The organism is Methylobacterium currus, from assembly GCF_003058325.1.
Taxonomy (GTDB): domain Bacteria; phylum Pseudomonadota; class Alphaproteobacteria; order Rhizobiales; family Beijerinckiaceae; genus Methylobacterium; species Methylobacterium currus.
On sequence record NZ_CP028847.1, the window covers coordinates 1 to 18,465 of the forward strand.

32 protein-coding genes are annotated in these 18,465 nt (G+C 70.2%); 15 read left to right on the plus strand and 17 right to left on the minus strand.

Going from position 1 to position 18,465, the window contains the following annotated elements; all coding sequences use genetic code 11:
* The first annotated feature begins 1,809 nt into the window (after window positions 1–1,809).
* From DA075_RS38050 to DA075_RS35460, 4 genes are all read left to right on the plus strand, one after another.
* Complete coding sequence (locus DA075_RS38050) at window positions 1,810–2,406, plus strand: M23 family metallopeptidase (RefSeq protein ID WP_276330956.1); 597 nt, start codon at window positions 1,810–1,812, stop codon at window positions 2,404–2,406.
* Between the two features lie 6 nt (window positions 2,407–2,412).
* Window positions 2,413–3,213: a hypothetical protein gene (locus DA075_RS35450; RefSeq protein ID WP_099957698.1), complete on the plus strand. Its 801-nt coding sequence runs from the start codon at window positions 2,413–2,415 to the stop codon at window positions 3,211–3,213.
* Window positions 3,214–3,531 carry a phage baseplate plug family protein gene (locus tag DA075_RS35455; protein ID WP_099957699.1) on the plus strand — a complete coding sequence of 106 codons (318 nt, stop codon included), beginning with the start codon at window positions 3,214–3,216 and terminating at the stop codon, window positions 3,529–3,531.
* A gap of 622 nt (window positions 3,532–4,153) precedes the next feature.
* Entirely contained in the window at window positions 4,154–4,378 is a 225-nt protein-coding gene (locus DA075_RS35460; protein ID WP_099957700.1) for a hypothetical protein, read from the plus strand.
* A gap of 132 nt (window positions 4,379–4,510) precedes the next feature.
* Here DA075_RS35460 and DA075_RS35465 read toward each other — a convergent pair whose 3' ends face one another.
* From DA075_RS35465 to DA075_RS35530, 14 genes are all read right to left on the minus strand, one after another.
* Window positions 4,511–4,702 (minus strand): hypothetical protein, encoded by a 192-nt coding sequence (locus DA075_RS35465; RefSeq protein WP_099957701.1) that lies wholly within the window; start codon window positions 4,700–4,702, stop codon window positions 4,511–4,513.
* Window positions 4,703–4,862: 160 nt separating this feature from the next.
* Window positions 4,863–5,168 carry a hypothetical protein gene (locus tag DA075_RS35470; protein WP_123834614.1) on the minus strand — a complete coding sequence of 102 codons (306 nt, stop codon included), beginning with the start codon at window positions 5,166–5,168 and terminating at the stop codon, window positions 4,863–4,865.
* Window positions 5,168–5,350: a hypothetical protein gene (locus DA075_RS35475; protein ID WP_099957703.1), complete on the minus strand. Its 183-nt coding sequence runs from the start codon at window positions 5,348–5,350 to the stop codon at window positions 5,168–5,170. The genes DA075_RS35470 and DA075_RS35475 overlap by 1 nt, the downstream gene beginning before the upstream one ends.
* The gene (locus DA075_RS35480) at window positions 5,347–5,628 is read right to left on the minus strand and encodes a hypothetical protein (RefSeq protein ID WP_099957704.1); all 282 of its coding nucleotides are present in this window, start codon (window positions 5,626–5,628) and stop codon (window positions 5,347–5,349) included. The genes DA075_RS35475 and DA075_RS35480 overlap by 4 nt, the downstream gene beginning before the upstream one ends.
* 3 nt (window positions 5,629–5,631) lie before the next feature.
* Complete coding sequence (locus DA075_RS35485; RefSeq protein WP_099957705.1) at window positions 5,632–6,012, minus strand: hypothetical protein; 381 nt, start codon at window positions 6,010–6,012, stop codon at window positions 5,632–5,634.
* Entirely contained in the window at window positions 6,009–6,395 is a 387-nt protein-coding gene (locus DA075_RS35490; RefSeq protein ID WP_099957706.1) for a hypothetical protein, read from the minus strand. Before DA075_RS35490 ends, DA075_RS35485 begins: the two co-directional genes overlap by 4 nt.
* A 71-nt stretch (window positions 6,396–6,466) precedes the next feature.
* Window positions 6,467–7,054: a hypothetical protein gene (locus tag DA075_RS35495; protein ID WP_099957707.1), complete on the minus strand. Its 588-nt coding sequence runs from the start codon at window positions 7,052–7,054 to the stop codon at window positions 6,467–6,469.
* 71 nt (window positions 7,055–7,125) lie between these two features.
* Entirely contained in the window at window positions 7,126–7,773 is a 648-nt protein-coding gene (locus tag DA075_RS35500) for a hypothetical protein (RefSeq protein ID WP_099957708.1), read from the minus strand.
* A gap of 67 nt (window positions 7,774–7,840) precedes the next feature.
* Window positions 7,841–8,500 carry a hypothetical protein gene (locus DA075_RS35505; RefSeq protein WP_099957709.1) on the minus strand — a complete coding sequence of 220 codons (660 nt, stop codon included), beginning with the start codon at window positions 8,498–8,500 and terminating at the stop codon, window positions 7,841–7,843.
* 509 nt (window positions 8,501–9,009) lie between these two features.
* Window positions 9,010–9,285: a hypothetical protein gene (locus DA075_RS35510; protein WP_099957710.1), complete on the minus strand. Its 276-nt coding sequence runs from the start codon at window positions 9,283–9,285 to the stop codon at window positions 9,010–9,012.
* Between the two features lie 10 nt (window positions 9,286–9,295).
* Window positions 9,296–9,775, minus strand: coding sequence for a hypothetical protein (locus DA075_RS35515; RefSeq protein WP_099957711.1), 480 nt, complete (start codon window positions 9,773–9,775; stop codon window positions 9,296–9,298).
* A gap of 66 nt (window positions 9,776–9,841) precedes the next feature.
* Complete coding sequence (locus DA075_RS35520) at window positions 9,842–10,408, minus strand: hypothetical protein (RefSeq protein ID WP_099957712.1); 567 nt, start codon at window positions 10,406–10,408, stop codon at window positions 9,842–9,844.
* 74 nt (window positions 10,409–10,482) lie between these two features.
* Window positions 10,483–10,887, minus strand: coding sequence for a hypothetical protein (locus DA075_RS35525; RefSeq protein ID WP_244936730.1), 405 nt, complete (start codon window positions 10,885–10,887; stop codon window positions 10,483–10,485).
* 11 nt (window positions 10,888–10,898) lie between these two features.
* Complete coding sequence (locus DA075_RS35530) at window positions 10,899–11,195, minus strand: hypothetical protein (protein WP_099957713.1); 297 nt, start codon at window positions 11,193–11,195, stop codon at window positions 10,899–10,901.
* 90 nt (window positions 11,196–11,285) lie between these two features.
* Here DA075_RS35530 and DA075_RS35535 point away from each other — a divergent pair, with 90 nt between their 5' ends.
* Genes DA075_RS35535 through DA075_RS36950 form a run of 5 tightly spaced genes read left to right on the plus strand, consistent with a single transcriptional unit; the run spans window position 11,286 to window position 12,500 of the window.
* Window positions 11,286–11,543, plus strand: a complete 258-nt coding sequence (locus tag DA075_RS35535) for a helix-turn-helix transcriptional regulator (protein WP_099957714.1) — start codon at window positions 11,286–11,288, stop codon at window positions 11,541–11,543.
* Between the two features lie 13 nt (window positions 11,544–11,556).
* A complete protein-coding gene (locus DA075_RS35540) occupies window positions 11,557–11,973 on the plus strand; it encodes a hypothetical protein (protein ID WP_164712610.1) in 417 nt (138 codons plus the stop codon).
* A complete protein-coding gene (locus tag DA075_RS38350; RefSeq protein ID WP_276330955.1) occupies window positions 11,967–12,095 on the plus strand; it encodes a hypothetical protein in 129 nt (42 codons plus the stop codon). The genes DA075_RS35540 and DA075_RS38350 overlap by 7 nt, the downstream gene beginning before the upstream one ends.
* Window positions 12,085–12,339 (plus strand): hypothetical protein, encoded by a 255-nt coding sequence (locus DA075_RS35545; protein WP_099957716.1) that lies wholly within the window; start codon window positions 12,085–12,087, stop codon window positions 12,337–12,339. Before DA075_RS38350 ends, DA075_RS35545 begins: the two co-directional genes overlap by 11 nt.
* Entirely contained in the window at window positions 12,336–12,500 is a 165-nt protein-coding gene (locus DA075_RS36950; RefSeq protein WP_164712611.1) for a hypothetical protein, read from the plus strand. The genes DA075_RS35545 and DA075_RS36950 overlap by 4 nt, the downstream gene beginning before the upstream one ends.
* 165 nt (window positions 12,501–12,665) lie before the next feature.
* Here DA075_RS36950 and DA075_RS35550 read toward each other — a convergent pair whose 3' ends face one another.
* The 3 genes from DA075_RS35550 to DA075_RS35560 are packed head-to-tail and all read right to left on the minus strand — an operon-like array spanning window position 12,666 to window position 13,994.
* Complete coding sequence (locus tag DA075_RS35550) at window positions 12,666–12,995, minus strand: hypothetical protein (RefSeq protein ID WP_099957717.1); 330 nt, start codon at window positions 12,993–12,995, stop codon at window positions 12,666–12,668.
* Between the two features lie 7 nt (window positions 12,996–13,002).
* Entirely contained in the window at window positions 13,003–13,326 is a 324-nt protein-coding gene (locus DA075_RS35555; RefSeq protein WP_099957718.1) for a hypothetical protein, read from the minus strand.
* Window positions 13,327–13,346: 20 nt separating this feature from the next.
* Window positions 13,347–13,994: a ParA family protein gene (locus DA075_RS35560; RefSeq protein WP_099957719.1), complete on the minus strand. Its 648-nt coding sequence runs from the start codon at window positions 13,992–13,994 to the stop codon at window positions 13,347–13,349.
* Between the two features lie 182 nt (window positions 13,995–14,176).
* Here DA075_RS35560 and DA075_RS35565 point away from each other — a divergent pair, with 182 nt between their 5' ends.
* From DA075_RS35565 to DA075_RS35590, 6 genes are all read left to right on the plus strand, one after another.
* Window positions 14,177–14,428 (plus strand): hypothetical protein, encoded by a 252-nt coding sequence (locus DA075_RS35565; protein ID WP_099957720.1) that lies wholly within the window; start codon window positions 14,177–14,179, stop codon window positions 14,426–14,428.
* Between the two features lie 79 nt (window positions 14,429–14,507).
* Window positions 14,508–15,197, plus strand: coding sequence for a Gp138 family membrane-puncturing spike protein (locus DA075_RS35570; protein ID WP_099957721.1), 690 nt, complete (start codon window positions 14,508–14,510; stop codon window positions 15,195–15,197).
* Window positions 15,197–15,649 (plus strand): hypothetical protein, encoded by a 453-nt coding sequence (locus tag DA075_RS35575; protein ID WP_123834617.1) that lies wholly within the window; start codon window positions 15,197–15,199, stop codon window positions 15,647–15,649. Before DA075_RS35570 ends, DA075_RS35575 begins: the two co-directional genes overlap by 1 nt.
* A gap of 55 nt (window positions 15,650–15,704) precedes the next feature.
* Window positions 15,705–16,727, plus strand: a complete 1,023-nt coding sequence (locus DA075_RS35580) for a site-specific integrase (RefSeq protein WP_244936732.1) — start codon at window positions 15,705–15,707, stop codon at window positions 16,725–16,727.
* A 160-nt stretch (window positions 16,728–16,887) separates the two neighbouring features.
* The gene (locus DA075_RS35585; protein WP_123834618.1) at window positions 16,888–17,112 is read left to right on the plus strand and encodes a hypothetical protein; all 225 of its coding nucleotides are present in this window, start codon (window positions 16,888–16,890) and stop codon (window positions 17,110–17,112) included.
* 480 nt (window positions 17,113–17,592) lie between these two features.
* Window positions 17,593–18,243 (plus strand): hypothetical protein, encoded by a 651-nt coding sequence (locus DA075_RS35590; RefSeq protein WP_244936725.1) that lies wholly within the window; start codon window positions 17,593–17,595, stop codon window positions 18,241–18,243.
* Window positions 18,244–18,465: the final 222 nt, after the last annotated feature.

An 18,465-nucleotide genomic window follows, 5' to 3' on the forward strand; every position in this document is an offset into this window, starting at 1 on the left:
ATGGCTCTCGTTCTTGACCGTCTCGTTTTCGAGCTTGGCCTGGACCCCAAGGCGTTCAACCGCGGCTCGCGCGAAGCGACGCAGGCGGTCAGGAAAACCCGCGAGGGCATCGAGAAGGAGGCGCAGGGCATCGAGCGCGCCGTCCAGCAGGCAGCCGACCGGATCGACCTGCTGGCCCGCAACGCGCTCCGGCTGTTCGCGATCTTCACCGCCGGCAAGAGCCTCGGGCAGTTCGCGGCCGACATCTCCAAGACGGATGCCGCGCTCGGGCGCCTCTCGACCAGCATCGGCCAGGCCCCGGCCGAGATCTCGGCCGTTGCGAAGGCAGTCGAGCGCGCGGGCGGCTCCGCCGACGGAGCGGCGGCGAGCTTCGAACGATGGACCGACCACGTCGAACAGGTGCGGATCAACGGCTTCAGCCCGCTCCTCGACACGCTGAACAAGATCCAGGCGGCCGGCGGGAAACAGATCGATTACACCAAGTCGCAGAACGAGCAATTCGCGACGCTGGCCGATAACCTCGACGCCGTAAGGCAGAAGATGGGCATCGCCGCCGCGACGAAGCTGGGGAAGGATCTCGGGTTCGATCCTGGCTTGGTCGCCCTCTTGGTTCAAGGCAGCGCTGCCTACCGGAAGGCCGTCGAGGAGTCGAAGAGGTTCGGCATCGCGACCAAGGAAGACACAGAGGCAGCCCAGAAGCTTCAAACCGCGCTCACCGAGGTTCGCCAGACGTTCGAGAGCCTGGGCCGCACCATCATGACGGCCGTTTCGCCGTTCCTGGTGCAGCTGCTGAAGGATATTCAGTGGCTTGTCGGGGCCTTCCGGGATTTCATCGCGGTCAACATCGCTCCGCACCTCAAAGAATTTGCCGACGCCATGGGCGTGTCGGGCTCGTCGACCAAGGCATTCGTCGTCGCGTGCGAGGCGCTGTTCGCGCTGTGGCTGGGGAGCAAGGCGCTCGCGTTCCTGCGGGTGCTGGGCACCGTGCGCGCGCTGCTGATGGGAGGGCGCGTGGTCGCGGGCGGCGCGGCGGCCGGCGGAGGCGGATTGCTCGGGGGCATCATCGGAGGGCTCACCGTCGGCGGGACGATCGGCGCCGACAGGAGCGTGCCGAACGCGGACAAGCCCGATTTGCAGCGCCATTGGGACGACGAGGCGTCGGGGGCGGCCTCCGGCGGGGGCTCGGCCATCGCGCGCGCCTGGCGGTGGGCTAAGCGGAGGATGGGTTTCGGCGGTGGCGCAGCAGCCGGTGGGGGCGGAGCGCCCGGCGTCGCTGGACGGCCCGGCCTGCTCAACTCGGGCAACGCCTCTCCCGAGGTGGTCGCCTACATCCGGCAGCGTGCCGCGGCGCTCGGGATCGATCCCGACACGGCGGTGGCGGTCGCCAACACCGAAGGGCTGCGCGGGTACCGCCTCGACGGTCAGCGCGACCGCGGCGGCGATCAGGGCACGAGCTTCGGCCCCTACCAGCTGCACTACCGCTCCAACATCCCGGGCCTGACGAACGCGGGCATGGGTGACGACTTCACCAAGGCGACCGGCAAGCACGCCAGCGACAAGAGCACCTGGCGCGAGCAGATCGACTTCGCGCTGAACCACGCGGCGCGGAACGGCTGGGGCAACTGGCACGGGGCCGCCAACAACGGCATCGGACGGTGGGCGGGCATCGGCGGCAGAACCGGCGTCGCTGCGGGAGGGTCCGTGACGGGTGCAAGGGAGGTCGCAGGCGGCATCCACCCGCTTAACGGCGCAGGCCGCTTCTCATCGGATTTCGGCATGCGGATGCATCCCAAGATCGGCGGATACCGAATGCATGCGGGCGTCGATCTCGCGGCACCGGCCGGCACGAACGTCCAGGCCATGGCCGCCGGATCCATCAGCGTCGGCCGCAGCGGCGACGTGACGGTGAAGCACTCCGACGGATCCTCGACCACCTACCGGCACGTCGTGCCGAGCGTGAAGGAAGGCGATCAGGTCGCGGCCGGGCAGGTCATCGCGCAGCTGCGCGCGCACGATCCGCGCTCGACCGGGCCCCACCTGCACTTCGAGGCCCGCAACGCCAAGGGGAACCTGATCGACCCCAAGACCCTGCTCGGGCCCAAGGCGACCGCGCCGAAGGCGACGCCGGAGGCGGGCGCGATCCCAGGCAAGAGCGCGCAGTGGTGGCGTGGCAGTCCGGCCGTTGGGGCCTACGCCTCCCAGGTCGCCAGGGCTCAGCACTCGATCATGACGAGCATGGCGGACAACCGGCAGACGAACACGAGCACCACCAGCAACTCCACGACCATCAACGGCGGCATCCAGGTCCAGACCTCGGCCACCGACGCGTCGGGGATCGCCCGGGACATGGAACAGGCTCTCAACCGGCGGAGCTTCGCCTACCGCAACCAGTCCGGCATGGCGTGAGGCACGATGGCGAATCCCGTGAACGTCCCCGACGTGGATGGCGTCCCGCCCGTCACGTTCGCCCCCGGCTCCGGCGGCGACATCATCCTGGCGGCGGCGGACGCGGCTGGGATCGCCGTGGCGTTCGACGGGCCTATGAGCCGTTGGGGCCTCTACCGCCAGGGCCGGCCGGTGGTCATCTGCGATACCGTCCTGGCCTTCGACCACAAGGCGGACTGGGCCGTCAGCGATCACCCGCTCGAGCGCGGATCGTTCGAGAGCTTCAACAAGGTCGCGATCCCCTTCGATGTGAGGTTCATCTTCGCGGCCGGTGGATCGGAGGCGAGCCGAACCGCACTCCTCAGTTCGATCCAGGCCATCGCCGGCGACCTCAACCTCTACGACGCCGTCACGCCGGAGAAGGTCTATCCGAGCGTGAACGTGGTCCACTACGACTACCGGCGCACGGCCCAGGCTGGAGCGGGGCTGCTCGTCGTAGCCATCTGGTGCCAGGAGATCCGGCAGGTGACCCCAAGCGCCGCCTCGCCCAACACCTCGACCGCCGCGCCGAGCGGGGCCGATCCGGTCAACGGCGGCACGGTGCAGCCTGCGCCACCCGGCCAGGTCAACGATACGAGCTTCGGGGCCAACGGCTTCGCGAGCACCTTCGATCCCAGCAACCCGGGCAACACCACCGGCGTGCCGAACGGGTCGTTCACGAACCTGCCCATCCCGGACACCGCGATCCCGGCCGGCCCGGGCGGGGGCGGCAACGTTCCTCAGGGCGAAATTGCCCTGGAACCCATCGACGTTCCAGCGGGGCAGTAGATGCAGATCATTCCCTTGCAGTCTGTCCCGGCTCAGACCGTGATGGCGACGCTCGCCGGCCAGCTGGCGCAGATCGACTTGCGGCAGCGGGCATATGGCCTTCACCTTGATCTGCGGGTGAATGGTACTCTCCTGGTTGCTGGCGCCATCTGCCAGGACCGGAACCTGATCGTGCGCAGCGCCTACATCGGTTTCATCGGCGATCTCTGCTTCATTGATACGCAGGGCACCGATGACCCGACCTATGAAGGTCTCGGGGTGCGGTTCGGGCTGGCCTACATCGAGGCGAGTGAAGTCGCCCAATCCGGCATGACGTGAAGAAGGATTGCGCGACGAGGGCGGCGTCTACATCTTCACATCATGCGCGCTGCTCTCCTCTCCCTTGCCCTCCTGTTTTTTCCTGCCGCGACTGAGGCTCAAGAAGTGCCTTATGAGTTTCGTGGAACTTGGGGCCTATCTAAACAGGAGTGCTTGGCAAGGATGGCAGATAGCTATCGCACTTTTATAGGCGATAAATATCTTATTCATAATAAGACGCGATGCAATTTGTCTAATATTAAACCGGACGGGGAGGGCTTTAAGTCTAATATGAGTTGTGACTTTGAGGGATATAAACAAGAAGGTAAGCTGAACGTTAGCCCAACACCGCAAGGCGCCATTGTCATAGATTTGCGCGCGGAAGTATTTCCGAAAGGAAGGGCCACGCTAGCTCTAAAGTATTTTTGTGGTCACGAAAACACTGTAAACAAATCTCTATAGGCCGCTACTTTTATCCCAGGGAGGGTTCGCAGCGATCACCGATCCTGATGCGCGGGATTACGGCTTGCAGGCTTGCCGCTCTCCCGGCATCACGGCTTAGCGCCGATCAGGGTTGATGCTGGCGCGATCTGTCAGCCGGCCCCGCTCTGGCATGACGCACGGACCGCACCATGTTGCCGGCATGAGCGCACGAGACGAAACAGCTCTCCGGGTCGAGGCCGAACGGACCGGAGACGGGGAAGGCCCTTGGATCTGGGCCATCTACCAGGGTGCCGGCGAGGCGGCGCCGCTCCTGAAGCGGTCCGACGTGACCTATCCGAGTCCCGATGCGGCGAAGCGGGTCGGCGACAAGGTGCGGGCGGGCATGCTCTCGGCCGTCCCGGCCTCCGACGAGGATGGCGGCTGACGCCCTCCCGTCGCGTCGGCGATCCGCACCCTGAAACGACGAGCCCCGCCGGCCGGGAAGGCGCAGCGGGGCGACGGGCCGATACGCAACGCGGCCCGGGTTCGATATAGGGCTGATCGGTGAACGAGCCCTCTACCCCTGGGCCTTGGCCGCGGTCTCGGCGGTCGCCCTCTTGGTGGTGGCCCGCGGCGGCAGCGCCGCAACGAAGGCCTCGGCCTCGCGCTTGGTCGGGAACCGCTTCTCGCTCATGTGGAACGGGCGGTCGGCCCACTTCACCAGCCACGACACCCCCGTGGCCCGCTCGATCATCTTGATGCTCGCCATGGCATTCCTCGGCCGCTCGCGCTCGCCCTGCGGCGGCGCCCTCAAGGGATGGTCATAACGACCATACCTTCTGCCGCGCTTGGGGAATCGCGGCATGCGGCAATCCATGCTTCGCGGAATGCAGGCGTGCAGGCTTACCGGGATCGCGGCGAGGGATTCTTCATGACGAAGATGCCCCCGGCCCTGCCGCCCCGCTCCGCCGGTCGGTGATGGACCTGCGGACCTGCACGGCCTCCGGCGGCAAGGGCTCCTGCAGGATGGCGGCGATCTCCTCGTGGCAGGCGAGCCAGCGCCGGGCGAAGTGGAGGAGGCGCCCGCCGGCACGCTCGACGCCGAGCCGGCCCACCCGGGCGCTCGCGCGCTTCATGCGGCGGGCGAGATACCGCGTCCGAAGTCCGAGCCACACCAGCCGGGTGACCTGGCGAGGCGACAGCCGCGGCGCGGCGGCAGGTAGGGCGGCCGGCATCAGCAGCCCGCCAGGTACAAGACCAGGAGAACGGTGGCGGTGACGACGTTGCCCCGGCCGGCCTCGTGCCCGGCCTGAACCAGCACGCGGCGGCGGATCACCCGGAGGCGCGCCACGCCGAGCGCCGCGCTGCGGGGCAGGCCGAGGGCGAGGGACAGGCGGGCGGTGGCGGCGGACTTCATGGGCGGGTCTCCGGGGTGGCGGTTTCGAGGTCGTGGCCCCCGCCGCGCAGCCACACGACCTGTGAGGCGTGGCCCTCTGGGGCGCCGAGGGACGGTTCGTCGTCGGCGCCGTCCTCCAGGTCGGAATCCCCGTCGAGGTCGTTGAGGATCGCGATGAGCGAGTCGGCGGCATCAAGGGCGGATTGCGCCGCCGCCTCGATCTGTTCGCGGAAGGCTGCCTGCGCGTCCTGCGAGCGGGCAGGCTTGAGGCGGGGCCGGAAGGTGACCACGTTCGTCATCGATCAGGCTCCGGTCGCCACCGAGTCGCCGGCGAGGGCGAGCAGATCCGCCGTGATGGCGAAGGGCATGGCCTCGTCCTCGTCGGGCAGCAGGTCCCGGTCCGCGGGGCGCAGCGACAGCCCATCGCACACCGCCGACGCGATGCGGGCCTTGAGGACGAGGTCGGCGAGCGAGCGGGCGGGCGTCTCCTGGATGCGGGCCAGCGCCTTGTCGCGCCGCTCTACCGCGGCATACCGGGCATCGAGGAGCGTCGGCAGTCCGACTGCTTCCCGGCTCGCCGCGATCTCCGCCTGCCACGCATCCCACGCCGCCACGATCGCGTCGCCGCGCGCCTGCGCCCGCGGGTTCGGCCGCTGGTCGCCGAGGCCCGGCACGCTCATCATGTGCCGGCGCCCGCGCAGCTCCTCCACCTGGCGGCGGCCATACGGCAGGAACCGCATGCGCCCGCCCGGGGCTGGCGCCGTGTCGGCTCGGGGATCGTGTGCTCGATCCAGTCCAGCCGACTGACCCGTAGAGCTGCCGGCATGGGAGGCTCCTCATAGGTCTCGTGGACGACCCCGATGGCGGTATCGGCCGCGTAATAGTCCGCAGCCGCCGCCCGGAACTCCGCCTCGAGCGCGATCAGGGCCGGATCGGCGGTGCCGAGGGGTGGGGTCTCGCCGCGGATGGCGCGGGCGGCTGCCGCCTTCAGGCTGGCTGCGCGCTGGCGCAGGGGCGGGCGGGCGCCGTCGCGGCGGAAGGGGTTGCGCAGGTTGATGGTGGGCACGGGACGCGCTCCTGTAATCCTGACGGGCAGGGCGAAAGGCTGTCGGGGCATTCGGTCGGGCAGGGTGCGGCTCAGGCGCTGGCGAGCGCCGCGACTTCCCGCAGGATCGCCAGCATCAGGCGCTCGTCGTCCTGCGTGCGCTCCTCCTCCGGCTTCGAGTGTTCCATGTCCGCCAGCATCAGGCGGGCCTTGGCGGCGAGATCCGCGAGGTTCGCCGAGGGCTCTGCGATCGCACGACGAAGCGCGGCGCCCCATGCATCCAGATCGGCGTCCAGCTGCTCGTCGGTCCGGGGCTCGGACTTGTCGCGTCGCCACTGCGCCATGCGCTCGACCTGATCGATGCAGGCCCGCGCAAGATCGGAGACGGGCGGGCGAGCGAGCGCCGAGGCGGCGGGCGTCACTTCCTCGCCGGTGGCGATATCCTCGTCGTCCGGATCGGCCTTCCCGGCGAGTGCCCAGGCCGGGAGCGAGCCTTGGCCCTGCTGCTCCAGCATCGCGGCCCACCGCGGCCGATCGCCCGGCTCAACCTCGAACCCGACCCAACCGGGTAGGGGGTCGACGCCCGCAACCGACATCATCGCCCGGATCGCGGACGCAAGGCGCCGCTCCTCGGGGTACCGCTCGTCGTCTCCGCCGTCGTTCTCGGGCAGGCCGATCACCTCTTCAGCCCAGACGGATTGGGCCAGCGCGAGGGCGCCGAGTCCGGCGAGCGTGACGGGCGGTGGCAGGTCTATGATCCTGCTGGCCGTGTTCCAGCAGTGGAACGTGACGGCGTGGCAGGCCGTCCCCTCGGGCTGAAGTCATCCGCGTGCTCGAGGATGGGCCGGCAGGCGCGATCCCAGGCGTAGGCCTGCCGCAGCGCAGGCAGAAGGGTGGTGTGGGGATCGACGTGAGCCGCCGCAGCCGATGCCGCCCGCTCCGGCTGCGGCAGGATGCCGAGGGCAGCCACATCCGCCACGATCGACCGAGACAGGCCCTCGGACGGTCCGCGGAAGTTCTTGACGCTGCCCAGGTCGAGCAGCGACGCCTTCGCCTTCACGCCCTCTATCGTGTGAGCCCGGGTCGCGATGACCTGGGCAAGGGTGGCCTCGCGGTCATGCTCCATCCGAACCCAATCGGGGGAGTCGTAGGCATCCGCGAAGCTGGCGGCCCTCAGGGTCGCGTTCTGGCAGGCCTCAATCGCCACGAGCTCCCCGACCCGAGAGAGCAGGATCGTGTCCAGGATGGCGCCTGCCTCCTCGGCGGCGCTGGCGACCGCGACCGGCTTCGGCCGGCGGATCACCTTGCCGGCGGCGGCCTTCAACGCGGCGGCGCGCTGGCGGAGAGTGGGGCGGTCGGGGTTGCGGCGAAGGACGTTGCGCAGGTTGAGAGAGGGCACGGGTGTGCTCCTATGGTCCTGATGTGCCGAAGGGGGCAGCGGGCCGGGCCCGCCGGAGCGGAGGGCGTCAGAGCAGCGGCGAGCGGGCGATGAGGCCGAGGATCGCCGGCCCCTCCGCGTCGAGGTCGGTGCCCATGTCCTTCGCGAACTCGGACGCGTAGGCGGCGAGCGCCCGGCAGCCGGTGGCGGTGCGGGGCACGGTCTTCAGCACGACGTCCCGCCAGTGCTCCCACGCCGCGGCGTTGGCCGCGATTTCGGCGGGCCTGACGGGGCTGCGGTCCCAATCCTCGCCCAGCTGCGAGAACAGGGCGTCGTGCTCGCGGCAGAGCCGCCGCTGCTCCTTGATCGCCGCGAAGACCGGATCGGCCTGAGGCTCGACGATGTCGCTGCGGGCGCCGGTCAGGTCGCAGCCGATCGAATGCGCGAGGTCGGCGGTCGCCTGCTGATTGTTGACGACACCTTCGGTCAGGAGCGCCTTGGCCTTGGCCTGCAAGCCCGGTAGCCCCTCGGCGCGCACGTCGACCAGAACGGCGAGCACGGCTTCCCGGGCGCTCTCCAACTCCGCGTAACCCGGCACCGTCTCGGGGTCGCGATCCTCCGGCAGGCCCCGAAGCAGAGTTTCGGTGAGGCTGTCCAGCCGGCGCAGGTCCGACACGGCAGCGACGAGATCGGAGTCGAGCGCCGGCCAGCCGTAGGGGAGCGGCGGACGGGCGCCGGTGTCCCGCATGTCGGGGCGGTCGAGGTGCTTGCGGCCGCTCGGGTCAGGTCCCTGCGCCAGTCCACGCCCACCATGTCGAGGACCCGCACGGCGCGAGCGGAAGGCGGCTCCGGCGCCTCGACGGTGCTGCGATCGAACCCGCCGGCCGGGAAGTGGAACTCGTCGGCCGCCGTCTTGGTGAGGACGAAGGCATGGGCCTGGGCGCCCATGTGCGGATACAGCTCGGCGCAGAGGCGGCGGCGCTCGAAGTGCAGCCAGGTCGCATAGTTCACGAGGGCGACGCGGTCGATGGGCGCGGGCTCCGGCGGCGCGTTCAGGGCCCGATGCACCTTCAGGGTCCGAGCGTACTTCTCGCGGGTCGCAGCGAAGCGCTCGCGGAGGGTCTGGCGCGTCGCGTCGGGGTTGCGGCGGGGGAGCTTCAGGGAGAGCGGCATAGCGGCAGTCCTCGTTGCAGGCATGACGGAATGGAGGATGACGGGTTTAGGGAATTGCGGTGTCGCGGGATGAAGGGTGCGAGGTCAGAGGTGCGTGGCGAGCCCGATCAGGCCCATGCCGCCGCCGATCAGGACGATGGCGGCCAGCACGTCGCCGGAGGCGTTCAGGAAGCGGGCAGCCCGGACAAAGGCGGTATCCGGCCGGACGGCGGAGACGGCCTCCCACGGCTCGATCTCGCCCGGTACCGCTTCGTCGGGCGGCAGGGTGGGCGCGTGCAGCGCATAGGCCGGCACGGCCTGATGGCGGCGATCCTGCGCGGGCGCGGTGGACGGCGCAGGGTGGCGGGGAACGGAGGTCATCGGCCCGCCCTCACGCCGCAGCCGCCAGGAGCACCGCGAGGCGCTGAAGGAGCCGGGTGCCCATGGCGCCATCGTCCGTCTCGGCGGCGAACTCGGCGAAGTAGGCGGTGGCGGCGCGGGCGTCCTCGTCGCTGGTGAGGGTGACGGCCATCAGGGCGTCGAACGCCGCGGCCTCCTCGTCGCTGGCCCGGGAGGCGATGGCGAGCATCAGCCGCTCGTCCGGGGCGCTGTCCTCGCGCGCCTGCACGTAGTCCCGCACGGCCTGCATCACGGCGAGGTTCGCGGAGCGATGCTCCTCGATGGCGGCGAGCAGCGGGCTCGGCCGGCGCGGGGCCGGGAGCGCCAGCATCGGCATCGGCGCCACCTCCACGGTATGGAGGGGAGCGGCCGGGGCTTGCGGGGCGGCAGCCGGGCCGAGGAGGGCGGCGCCGGCCGCGAAGGCGCGGCGGGCCGGGAGGGCCGTAAGAAGGGCGAGCGTCAGCGATGCCATAACCGGTGTCTCCGGGGCTTGGGTTGGGGCGGTGATGTCAGAGGAGCCGGCGAGCGCCGGCCCGGGTCAGAACAGGCGGATGAAGCCGGTGAGGGCGGCCCCACCGCCGAGCACCAGGACCACGCACAGGGTCTCGCCGAGGATGGTCGCGAGGCGCGGCAGGCCGAACCGCCGGCGGGCCGGAGCGGCAGGAACAGGCGGCAGCGCGGCGGCGAGGTCGCGCAGGGCCAGGGCTCCGCAGCCCTCCGGCTCGAGGTGTGTCGCGCTGCGGGCGTGGTGTCGGATCAGGGCGTGCAGCCCCTCGACCGTGCGGGGTCGCAACAGCACCAGAGTGGCGTAGGCCTCGGCCTCACGGGTCCAGGCGGCGTCGGCCTCGGCCAGCACCTCGGCGGCGCGGGCGGGGCTGACGAGGGAGCCCTGAGCCTGCCCGCAGGCCGCGAGCGCCTGGGACAGCGCCTCCTGCTCGGCCCGGTGCGCCTCGATCGCCGCGAGGATCGGGTCGGGAGCGGTCACCCGCTCCAAGGCCTCGGCGGCGTCGCTGGCCGCAACCGCGGGCCACGCCAGCATGGCCGGCAGCGTCAGCAGGAAGCCGCGGCGTCCCGTGGCGGCGGCGGAAGCTGAGACGGTGTGCATCGGTCGGGGTTCCGTGGCGGATCGGGGTGAGGGTGGGACGCGGTTCAACAGTGGTGGGTGGCGAGGCCGACGGATCAGGAGGCGAGCCCGCCATCGAGGGCCCAGCGCGGGTGATCGCCCTCGGGGCCGTACAGGTCGGGGAAGAGCGACCACAGGCGATCGTCCATGCGGTTCAGGATGTCGTCGGCGACGTTGCTCGCGGCGGCGCGAAGCCCCTCGTCGTGGAACTGGTCGGCATCGGACCGGCCGTCGCCGTGGACGTACTGCGCGAGGTGCATGGTGATGACCGCCGCGCCGATCTCGGCCTGCGCTTCCGGCGAGAGGAGGCCCCAGGCCTCGGCCGGGGAGAACGGCAGCGGCAGGCGGGACCAGAAGGCGGCGTGGTCGGGGAGGCGGTGAGCGTCGCCGTCGCGCAGGACGGGCTCATCGGCCCAGATCGGACGGCGGGGGGAGCGGGCGGCGAAGGCGAGGGCGTTCATGGCGGGAATCCTCAGTGAGCGCGGGCGGTGCGGGCGGCCCTGGCGAGCTGCCAGGTGGCCTTGAGGGTGACGGACATGGCCTCGCCCCAGGTCGAACCGGTGCGAGCCTGATGGACGCGAGCGGCGGCGACGGCGGCGGCCATGATGGCGGCGCGGTCGTATTCGCCGGCAACGACGAGGGGGCGGCGCTTGGCGGAGGTGGCGGCGATCAGGCCGCGTGCGGCGAGGAGGCCCGCCGGGCGCTTCGCGCGATCGGCAGCGACGGCGTGCATCGCGGCGGTCCAATCGATCTGTCGGATGGCGGCCATCGGGTGAGCAACTCGCTTGAAGCAACCTTGCCCTTTTGATATAACCTCACTCGCCCGGCGTCAACTCTAAAAAAGTAAGGTTGCTCCAAAATGGAAATCACCCGCGACCAGTGCCGGGGGGCTCGCGCCTTGCTCGAATGGACGCAGGACCGCCTCGCGGAAGCCGCAGGCGTAGCGAAGAAGACCTTGGCGGATTTCGAGGCCGGCAAGCGGACCCCCTACGACCGAACCCTCGCGGATATACGCCGTGCCCTTGAGGCAGCGGGCATCCAGTTCATTCCCGAGAACGGCGGCGGCGCCGGCCTCCGCTTCCGCAACCGAGCAGATGGGACGCGCGATGAGCACTGAGGAGCCGGCCTACGTGAACGACCGGCGCCACACCGCCATCCACGAGGCTGGGCACGCCGTCATCGGCCGGGTCGTCACCATGGCATGTGGCGGGGCGACCATTGTCGCGGACGACGAGTCGGCCGGGCACTCGGTCACCGCTGATCCTTACGCCGTCTTGGCCGCATGGGAGGCTCGCGAGAAGTGGCGGCCATCCTCGTCCGTCTGGGTTGGCAGGATCCTCGCCTACATGGCCGGCGCGGAGGCCGAGGAGGTGATCCTGGGCGGCTGCCAGGGCGGAGACGGCGACGATCGGCGCTGGATCACGGACATGCTGTACGAGATCGCCCCGAGGACGAGCACGATGCCCGGGAAGCCCGCCTCCGCCGAGCCGCACGCCAACTCGTGCACCGGCACCGTGCCGACATCGAGACGATCGCCGGGATGCTGATGGAGGGCGGCACCCTCACCGGCGAGGAGATCGACGCGGCCTTGCCGCCCGGGTTCATGGCCCGGCCGGTCACCTGGCCGCCGGCCTTCGAGGAAGTCGAGGACGGCAGCGATGAGCACTGACCCGCAGGCGGCGAAGCTCGTCGCGAACGAGCGGGTGAAGCTGCTCGCCAACAACCTCGACCGCTCGTCGTCGGCCTGCGTCACGGTCGGCGTCGCCACGCCGCTCGCGGGCTGGATCTACGGTGTCAGCGGTATCGACAAGCTGCCATGGTGGTATCTGTTCGGCGGCCTCACCGGTTGGCTCTTGGCGGCATCCCTCCTACATTATCTCGCGAGACGCGCCCTGAAAGGTCTCCTGCCGTGAACGAGTACGCTCTACTCGCCTTCGTCATCGCTCCCGCCGCGGTCGTGGCGCTGGGCTACCTCGCCGTTCGGCTCCAGGAGCGCGAGACGGCCCGGGTGAGGCGCGAGATTGCCGACGCCGAGGCCCGCCAGTCGGTGCAGCCCGCGATCAAGGGCGCCTGAGAACCCCGGCCGGCGCGGATCTTGCCCGGCCGTCCCATCTCCTGCACGCCGCATCCGCGCGAACCCGCGATGCAGGTGCCGCGGCAAGCCTGCATCCCTCGAGACCGGAATCCCCACATGCCGGCCGGGAGGGGTTCGTGTAACGCGAATGCCTTCCCGGCTGCATCACGCCGTCGACGAGGGGCCGGCGGCGATCTGGCCCGCCTTCCAGGCTTCGGCGAACCCGGGATCGATGACGTAGACCGTCCCGGCCGCGTTCTTCCGGTACCAGCCACCCGCCGCCGGCACGCTGCCCCCGCCGTGAACCGCTGTCGTGACGTGGCCGAGGATGGTCCCGACCATGTCGGCCGATCCGTGCTGCTGCATCTCGGCCGCCGTGGCGGTCCCGCGCTCGGCGAAGTCGTCAATCAGCGCAAGGGACTGCGCCTCCGTGAACGTGCGCTCTCGGGCCCCGAGATGCTTGCGGGCTCGGTCGGCCGCGGCGGTCCAGTCCATCGGCGCCTCACTTCTTCCCCGGCAGCCGGCGCTCCATCACGGGCGGCTTGCCGTTCCGGCGCAGCGCCTCGTTCATCGCGTCGACCATCAGCTGTTCCAGGGTGATGTCGAGGTCCTGCGCCAGGCGGCTGAACTCCACCCACCCGGCCCGGTTCACGCGGACCTGCATCGTCTTGAGGTCGGAGGGCCCCGGCGCCGGCTTGGCGGCGACCTGCTCGCCCATCTCGGCCTGCGCGGGGGCGGCAGCCGCCGGTGTGGCCTTGGGCTCGACGAGGCTCGTGAGGGCGGCGCGGGTGGGCTTCGGCGTCGTGGCGGGCTTCTGCGTCGTCATGCGCGTTCTCGGGGTGCGGGTCAGGGGCGGGCGGGGAAGGTGCGGGCGAGTTCCGAGACGGCGCGCCACATCGCCTCGATCTCGGCGGAGGCCCTGCTGTCCGGGTCGTACTCGGTCACGGCCTGGCCGGTGATGAGGGCGTGCGACAGGCTCACCCGCTGCGACACCTGCCCAGGCAGCACCGGGGCGCCGATCTGGGTCAGGTAGGCCCGCGCCTCGGCGACGATGCTGGTCTCGTTATCGCGGGTGATCGGCGGGGCGGCGTTGATGATGCAGGCGATCGGCGCCTTGAGGCTGCGGGCCATGTCGAGGGTCGCGCGGGCGGCGTCGAGGTCGAAGGGGCCTGGCCGGACCGGGATCACCGTGACGCTGGCGCGGGACATCAGCGAAGCCTGGAGAGGTGCGTTGTGGGGTGCGCTGTCGATGACGCACCAGGCGATGCCGTCGGCGCGGGCGGCGTCGAGGGTGGCCGGCAGGGTCTCCGCCGTGGCCTTCGCGAGCAGCGGCGTCTCGGCCGCGCGGCGCTTGTACCAGAAGCTGAGCGACCCCTGCGGATCGGCATCGACCAGAAGCGTGCGCCCCTCGCGCTCGGCCAGCGCCCCGAAATGCGCCGCCAGCGTGCTCTTGCCGGCGCCGCCTTTTTGCGTGGCGATCAGGATCACATGCATGCCGGCATCCCTGGGAGCCGCGCTCGCGGGATCGCGCGGTGGCGGAGGTGAGGTTCGCCTGCATCCCTTACGGCGATGAGAGGCCCGACGACAAGCGGGCAACAGGTGCAACAGGAGAGTGCGATTGAATACGGCGTCGCTTTCGATAAAGGTTGTTCTCGAAAGCGATGGAGCGGGCTGCAATGGATGATGCGAACCGGGCGATGCTGGAACTCGGCGGCCAGCGGGCGGCCATGTTCGCTGACGAATGCCTGCGCAGGAACGGCTACGGGCCGGCTGACATGGCCTTCCGCGAGATCGGCGCCGCCATGCTCGACCAGCGCGCCACGAAGTACGGTCTTGAGGGCGACACCCGCACCGTGTGGCTGACGAGCGCGAACCGGCATCTGGACGACTTGGCCGCCGGCCGGGCGATCGGAGAGGGCGCGCAGTAATCGCGCCTCAAGAGATGTTCGACCCTACGCGCCGCCACACTGAGGCGGGGCGCCCCTCGAAAGCGATGGAGCAGGTCAGATGAGCAGTGGCGCGGGAGGAAGCGGGGACGGAAGCAGCGAGGCCTTCGCCGGGCAACTCGGGCTTCCCGATCCCGGCAGCGACGTGAACGCGCACGATTTCCAGATCAGGCAGCGGCAATCCGGGATGCGGACCATGATCCCGGTCAAGATCGTGGCTGTGCACGGGGGCGGCGTAGACAAAGAGCCGACGGTAGATGTCCAGCCGCTCATCAAGCAGATGGACGGTTCGGGCAAGACACAGTCGCACGGCATCGTCTACGGCATCCCGGCCTCGCGCAACCGCGCCGGCAACAGCGCTATCATCAATGACCCGCGCGTCGGCGACATGGGCATGATGTCGGTGGCAGACCGCGACATTTCCTCGGCGAAAAGCTCGATGCAGGAGAGCAATCCCGGCTCGTTCAGGCGACACAGCCTCTCGGACGGCATCTATCACGGCAACCTGTTCAACAAGGAGCCGCCGAAGCAGTACATCCACTTCAAGGATGACGGTGTAGACATCACCGACGTGAACAAGAACATGATCAGCACGTCCAAGGACGGCATCAGCCTGAACGGCGTCGTGATCGACCGCGACGGTAACGTGAAAGCCCCCGGCGAGATGACGGCCAAGTCGAAGGGCGGATCGTCGGTGACGGTCTCGGGTCACAAGCATCCCAGCACCGACAAGCCGACCCCGGGGACCTGATGCGACCACGTCTCGCCGCCCGCGGCGCGCCGAAGCCTGCCGCGTCTGCCGGCACGCCGCCGGCACCGCCCTTCGGCCCCGATGCCGGCCGCGCCGGTGTCCCGCCCACGAGCGCGGATCTTATGGCCCGCGAGATGCCGGATGCGATGTGGCGGCGCGTCGAGGCGATCACCGCCAAGGCGCCACCTAAGCCCGAGTTCGGGTCGCCCTGCAACGGCTGCGGCTTCTGCTGCGCGGCCGAACCCTGCGGCATCGCCCGCCGGTTCATCCCCGGGTGTGGCGAGGAGGGCCCCTGTCCCGCTATGGAGTTCGAGGGCGGCCGGTTCTGGTGCGGCATGGTGCGCCGGCCGGGGCACTACCTCGGCCTGCCCGCCTGCGGCGACGAGGAGATGGGCGCCATGATCGGGGAATCCCTCGGCACCGGGAAAGGATGCTGCGCCGATGTCGGGTAGCCGGGAGCCCGGGGCGGCGCGAGATGCCGCCGCGGCGGGTCCCCGAGATCCCCGGGTGGACGACCTGGCGAAGCTGGCCGGGGCTGGCGGTGGCCCGCCCCCTCTCGTGCCGGCGCTGGTCGCGGCGGATGCGACCCTCCTCCCCGCGGAGGCCGCCAGCCTCGTCGCGGCCTACCAGCGTGCCAGCAAGGCCGACGCCACCGTGCGGGCCTATCGCGCCGACGCCGCGGTGTTCGAGGCTTGGTGCTCGCCGCACGGGTTCCGCCCTCTGCCGGCGAGCCCGGAGGCCGTGGCCGCCTTCCTGGTGGCGGAGGCCGAAGCCGGCCGGGCCGCATCGACCATCAACCGGCGGCTCGCTGCGATCCGCTACGCCCACAAGCTCGCCCGGCAGCCGGACCCGACCGAGGACGAGGCGGTGCGCGCCACCCTGAAGGGCATCCGGCGCAAGGTCGGCGTCGCACCCGATCGCAAGGCTGCGATCACCGCCGAGACGCTGACGGCGATGCTCTCGCACGCCCCGCCAACCCTCACCGGCAAGCGGGATCGCGCCCTGCTCGCCCTCGGGTTCGCTGGCGCCTTCCGCCGGAGCGAGCTCGTCGCCCTCGACGTGTCGGACCTGCGCGAGGATCCCGAAGGCCTGCGGGTGCTGGTGCGCCGGTCGAAGGTCGACCAGGAAGGCGCCGGGTTCGAGAAGGCCATCCCGCACGGCCGGTTCATCCGCCCCGTCGCCCTGGTACGGGACTGGCTCGAGGCGGCAGGGATTACCGTCGGTCCCGTGTTCCGGCCGGTGACCCGGGCGGGCCGCCTCCTGCCCGCGGCCGAGGGATCACCGCCGCACCGCCTCACCACCCAGGCCGTCGCCGACATCGTGAAGCGGTACGCGACCGCGGCCGGGCTCGACGCCGCGACGGTCGGGGCGCATTCCCTGCGCGCCGGCTACATCACCACCGCGGCCGAGCGCGGAGCCGATATGAGCCGAATCATGGACCAGTCGGGCCACCGGGATCCGCGCACCGTCGTCGGCTACATCCGGCGGGCGAACGCCTTCAAGGGACACTCGGGGGACGGCTTTCTGTAACGCGGGCGCCGCTTTGACGCCCCGCCCGGCCGTCATGCACGGGAATATTGCGAGCCGGAGACGGGATCGGCTATGCAGGATGTACCACGCCTCCCGGCCTTAGCGCCGACGTATTGCAGGGGGGCGTGCGATATTTGAGGAAGTCAAGACAATGAATTGCATGACCTGGCCTTGGATTGGCGAGCTTGCTCCGCCGAGCGAAGATCATAGCTACCATTTGAGTGAGATCGATGATCTCTTGGAGATCGCTCATCAGACCGACCCGTTTGCTAAGATCATCACCGGTAAGCGGACCGGAACGATCATCTGCGCGCACGATTGGTACACCCTCTTCGCTGTGAAGATGCGCGCCAACGGGAACCTCAGGGTGCTCAAGCAGCCCTGATGGCCAAAGGGCGGCGGCCCTAATCGCCGCCCCGTCCGGGGCCGGACAGGGCAGACTGTTTGACGAACGCTTACCGTCCGGCTCAGATGGCAGCTTGGGCGCCTCGCATCCCGCGAGTCGCCACCGGGCGGCGGCCCTAATCGCCGCCCCGTCCGGGGCCGGACAGGGCAGACTGTTTGACGAACGCTTACCGTCCGGCTCAGATGGCAGCTTGGGCGCCTCGCATCCCGCGAGTCGCCACCAGGATCACCGCCGCGACAGCAGCCACCTGAAAAGCAAGACCCCCGGACGCCTGCCAGGGCAACCGAGGGTCTGGAGCCCCGAGGGGGCCAATCCGAAGTCTGAACAGCTCGGATCATCCCCCGAAATCGCCACGCGAGTCAATCTGAAAGCACCGCTTTCGGAGACGGGCTCGGCTTGCCTGTGACGGACCGCCCGACCGGCGGCGCCGAATGCTGAACCGCGGCCCGAGAGGGCCGGATGATGACGCACGCCTTGAACGCGAGCGCGGCTGGAGCCGTGTCGCCAGCTGGTGGCATGGCCGCTGGCTATCGCCTGCCGCGATCCGTCGCGGACCGGCTTGAGACGGCCCTGCGCGGCCGGAAGAACGCGGCTGCCTGCCTCTCGCTGGCTACGTGGCTCGGGCGGTTCTGGTCCGCGCCGCGCCGGCTGCTCTACAGCTTCCCCATCGATCGCCGCGCCATCGCCGGCCGGGAGGATCTGGGTCTGTCCGAGGCCCGGGTGCGCGGGGCCATCTTGACGCTCGAGGAAATCGGTTTCCTGGCCCGCTACGAACCCGATCCCGGGCGGCGGTACCAGCGGACGGCCGACGGCCTCCACCGGCGCCCGCTCGCGTTCCGGTTCGGGGAGGAATACGCCCTGGCCTTCACGGCAGCGAATACAAGGGCGCAGGCAGCCCGGGGCGCACCCGCACCATCACGCCGGCCCGTCCCCCGCCCGGCGCCCGCCCACGTGCCGGTGGCCAGCATCGTCACGGCTCGTCCGGCGCCCTCACCCCTCCTCGCCCAAAAGCATCCCTCCCTGGAAAGGGGGTTGATTATGGGCGAGCAGAATCCAGCGTCGCCGCTTGAGGCTGCGATAGCGCGACTACGCCAAGGCATAGGCCTATGACCGTCAAGGCAAATGCACCGTCGCAAAGCCGCCGGGACGGCGGGTCGCCCCAGCGGCAGAGCCGGTCTCGAATCGGCGCGTCACGGCCGCGGACCACTGTCCGGTGGCGGCGCGCTATCCCGGTCGAGGATCGCGCGCGCCCTGGCGAAAATCGCCCGCATATAGGCGACGGCCTTCGCCACGGCTGGTTCGGTCCGAACCCATGCCGCGCGGACCTGCGAT

Excerpts from the sequence above, each read along its gene's own strand:
- DA075_RS35575 (WP_123834617.1), top strand. The coding sequence starts at position 15,197 with ATGCGACCACGTCTCGCCGCCCGCGGCGCGCCGAAGCCTGCCGCGTCT.
- DA075_RS35485 (WP_099957705.1), bottom strand. The coding sequence starts at position 6,012 with ATGATGAGCGTGCCGGGCCTCGGCGACCAGCGGCCGAACCCGCGGGCG.
- DA075_RS35510 (WP_099957710.1), bottom strand. The coding sequence starts at position 9,285 with ATGACCTCCGTTCCCCGCCACCCTGCGCCGTCCACCGCGCCCGCGCAG.
- DA075_RS35505 (WP_099957709.1), bottom strand. The coding sequence starts at position 8,500 with ATGCGGGACACCGGCGCCCGTCCGCCGCTCCCCTACGGCTGGCCGGCG.
- DA075_RS35455 (WP_099957699.1), top strand. The coding sequence starts at position 3,214 with ATGCAGATCATTCCCTTGCAGTCTGTCCCGGCTCAGACCGTGATGGCG.
- DA075_RS35565 (WP_099957720.1), top strand. The coding sequence starts at position 14,177 with ATGGATGATGCGAACCGGGCGATGCTGGAACTCGGCGGCCAGCGGGCG.
- DA075_RS38350 (WP_276330955.1), top strand. The coding sequence starts at position 11,967 with ATGCTGATGGAGGGCGGCACCCTCACCGGCGAGGAGATCGACGCGGCC.
- DA075_RS35465 (WP_099957701.1), bottom strand. The coding sequence starts at position 4,702 with ATGGCGAGCATCAAGATGATCGAGCGGGCCACGGGGGTGTCGTGGCTG.
- DA075_RS35470 (WP_123834614.1), bottom strand. The coding sequence starts at position 5,168 with ATGCCGGCCGCCCTACCTGCCGCCGCGCCGCGGCTGTCGCCTCGCCAG.
- DA075_RS35515 (WP_099957711.1), bottom strand. The coding sequence starts at position 9,775 with ATGGCATCGCTGACGCTCGCCCTTCTTACGGCCCTCCCGGCCCGCCGC.
- DA075_RS35525 (WP_244936730.1), bottom strand. The coding sequence starts at position 10,887 with ATGAACGCCCTCGCCTTCGCCGCCCGCTCCCCCCGCCGTCCGATCTGG.
- DA075_RS38050 (WP_276330956.1), top strand. The coding sequence starts at position 1,810 with ATGCATGCGGGCGTCGATCTCGCGGCACCGGCCGGCACGAACGTCCAG.
- DA075_RS35475 (WP_099957703.1), bottom strand. The coding sequence starts at position 5,350 with ATGAAGTCCGCCGCCACCGCCCGCCTGTCCCTCGCCCTCGGCCTGCCC.
- DA075_RS35520 (WP_099957712.1), bottom strand. The coding sequence starts at position 10,408 with ATGCACACCGTCTCAGCTTCCGCCGCCGCCACGGGACGCCGCGGCTTC.
- DA075_RS35450 (WP_099957698.1), top strand. The coding sequence starts at position 2,413 with ATGGCGAATCCCGTGAACGTCCCCGACGTGGATGGCGTCCCGCCCGTC.
- DA075_RS35555 (WP_099957718.1), bottom strand. The coding sequence starts at position 13,326 with ATGACGACGCAGAAGCCCGCCACGACGCCGAAGCCCACCCGCGCCGCC.
- DA075_RS35560 (WP_099957719.1), bottom strand. The coding sequence starts at position 13,994 with ATGCATGTGATCCTGATCGCCACGCAAAAAGGCGGCGCCGGCAAGAGC.
- DA075_RS35535 (WP_099957714.1), top strand. The coding sequence starts at position 11,286 with ATGGAAATCACCCGCGACCAGTGCCGGGGGGCTCGCGCCTTGCTCGAA.
- DA075_RS35545 (WP_099957716.1), top strand. The coding sequence starts at position 12,085 with ATGAGCACTGACCCGCAGGCGGCGAAGCTCGTCGCGAACGAGCGGGTG.
- DA075_RS35460 (WP_099957700.1), top strand. The coding sequence starts at position 4,154 with ATGAGCGCACGAGACGAAACAGCTCTCCGGGTCGAGGCCGAACGGACC.
- DA075_RS35530 (WP_099957713.1), bottom strand. The coding sequence starts at position 11,195 with ATGGCCGCCATCCGACAGATCGATTGGACCGCCGCGATGCACGCCGTC.
- DA075_RS35590 (WP_244936725.1), top strand. The coding sequence starts at position 17,593 with ATGATGACGCACGCCTTGAACGCGAGCGCGGCTGGAGCCGTGTCGCCA.
- DA075_RS35570 (WP_099957721.1), top strand. The coding sequence starts at position 14,508 with ATGAGCAGTGGCGCGGGAGGAAGCGGGGACGGAAGCAGCGAGGCCTTC.
- DA075_RS35550 (WP_099957717.1), bottom strand. The coding sequence starts at position 12,995 with ATGGACTGGACCGCCGCGGCCGACCGAGCCCGCAAGCATCTCGGGGCC.
- DA075_RS35585 (WP_123834618.1), top strand. The coding sequence starts at position 16,888 with ATGACCTGGCCTTGGATTGGCGAGCTTGCTCCGCCGAGCGAAGATCAT.
- DA075_RS35480 (WP_099957704.1), bottom strand. The coding sequence starts at position 5,628 with ATGACGAACGTGGTCACCTTCCGGCCCCGCCTCAAGCCTGCCCGCTCG.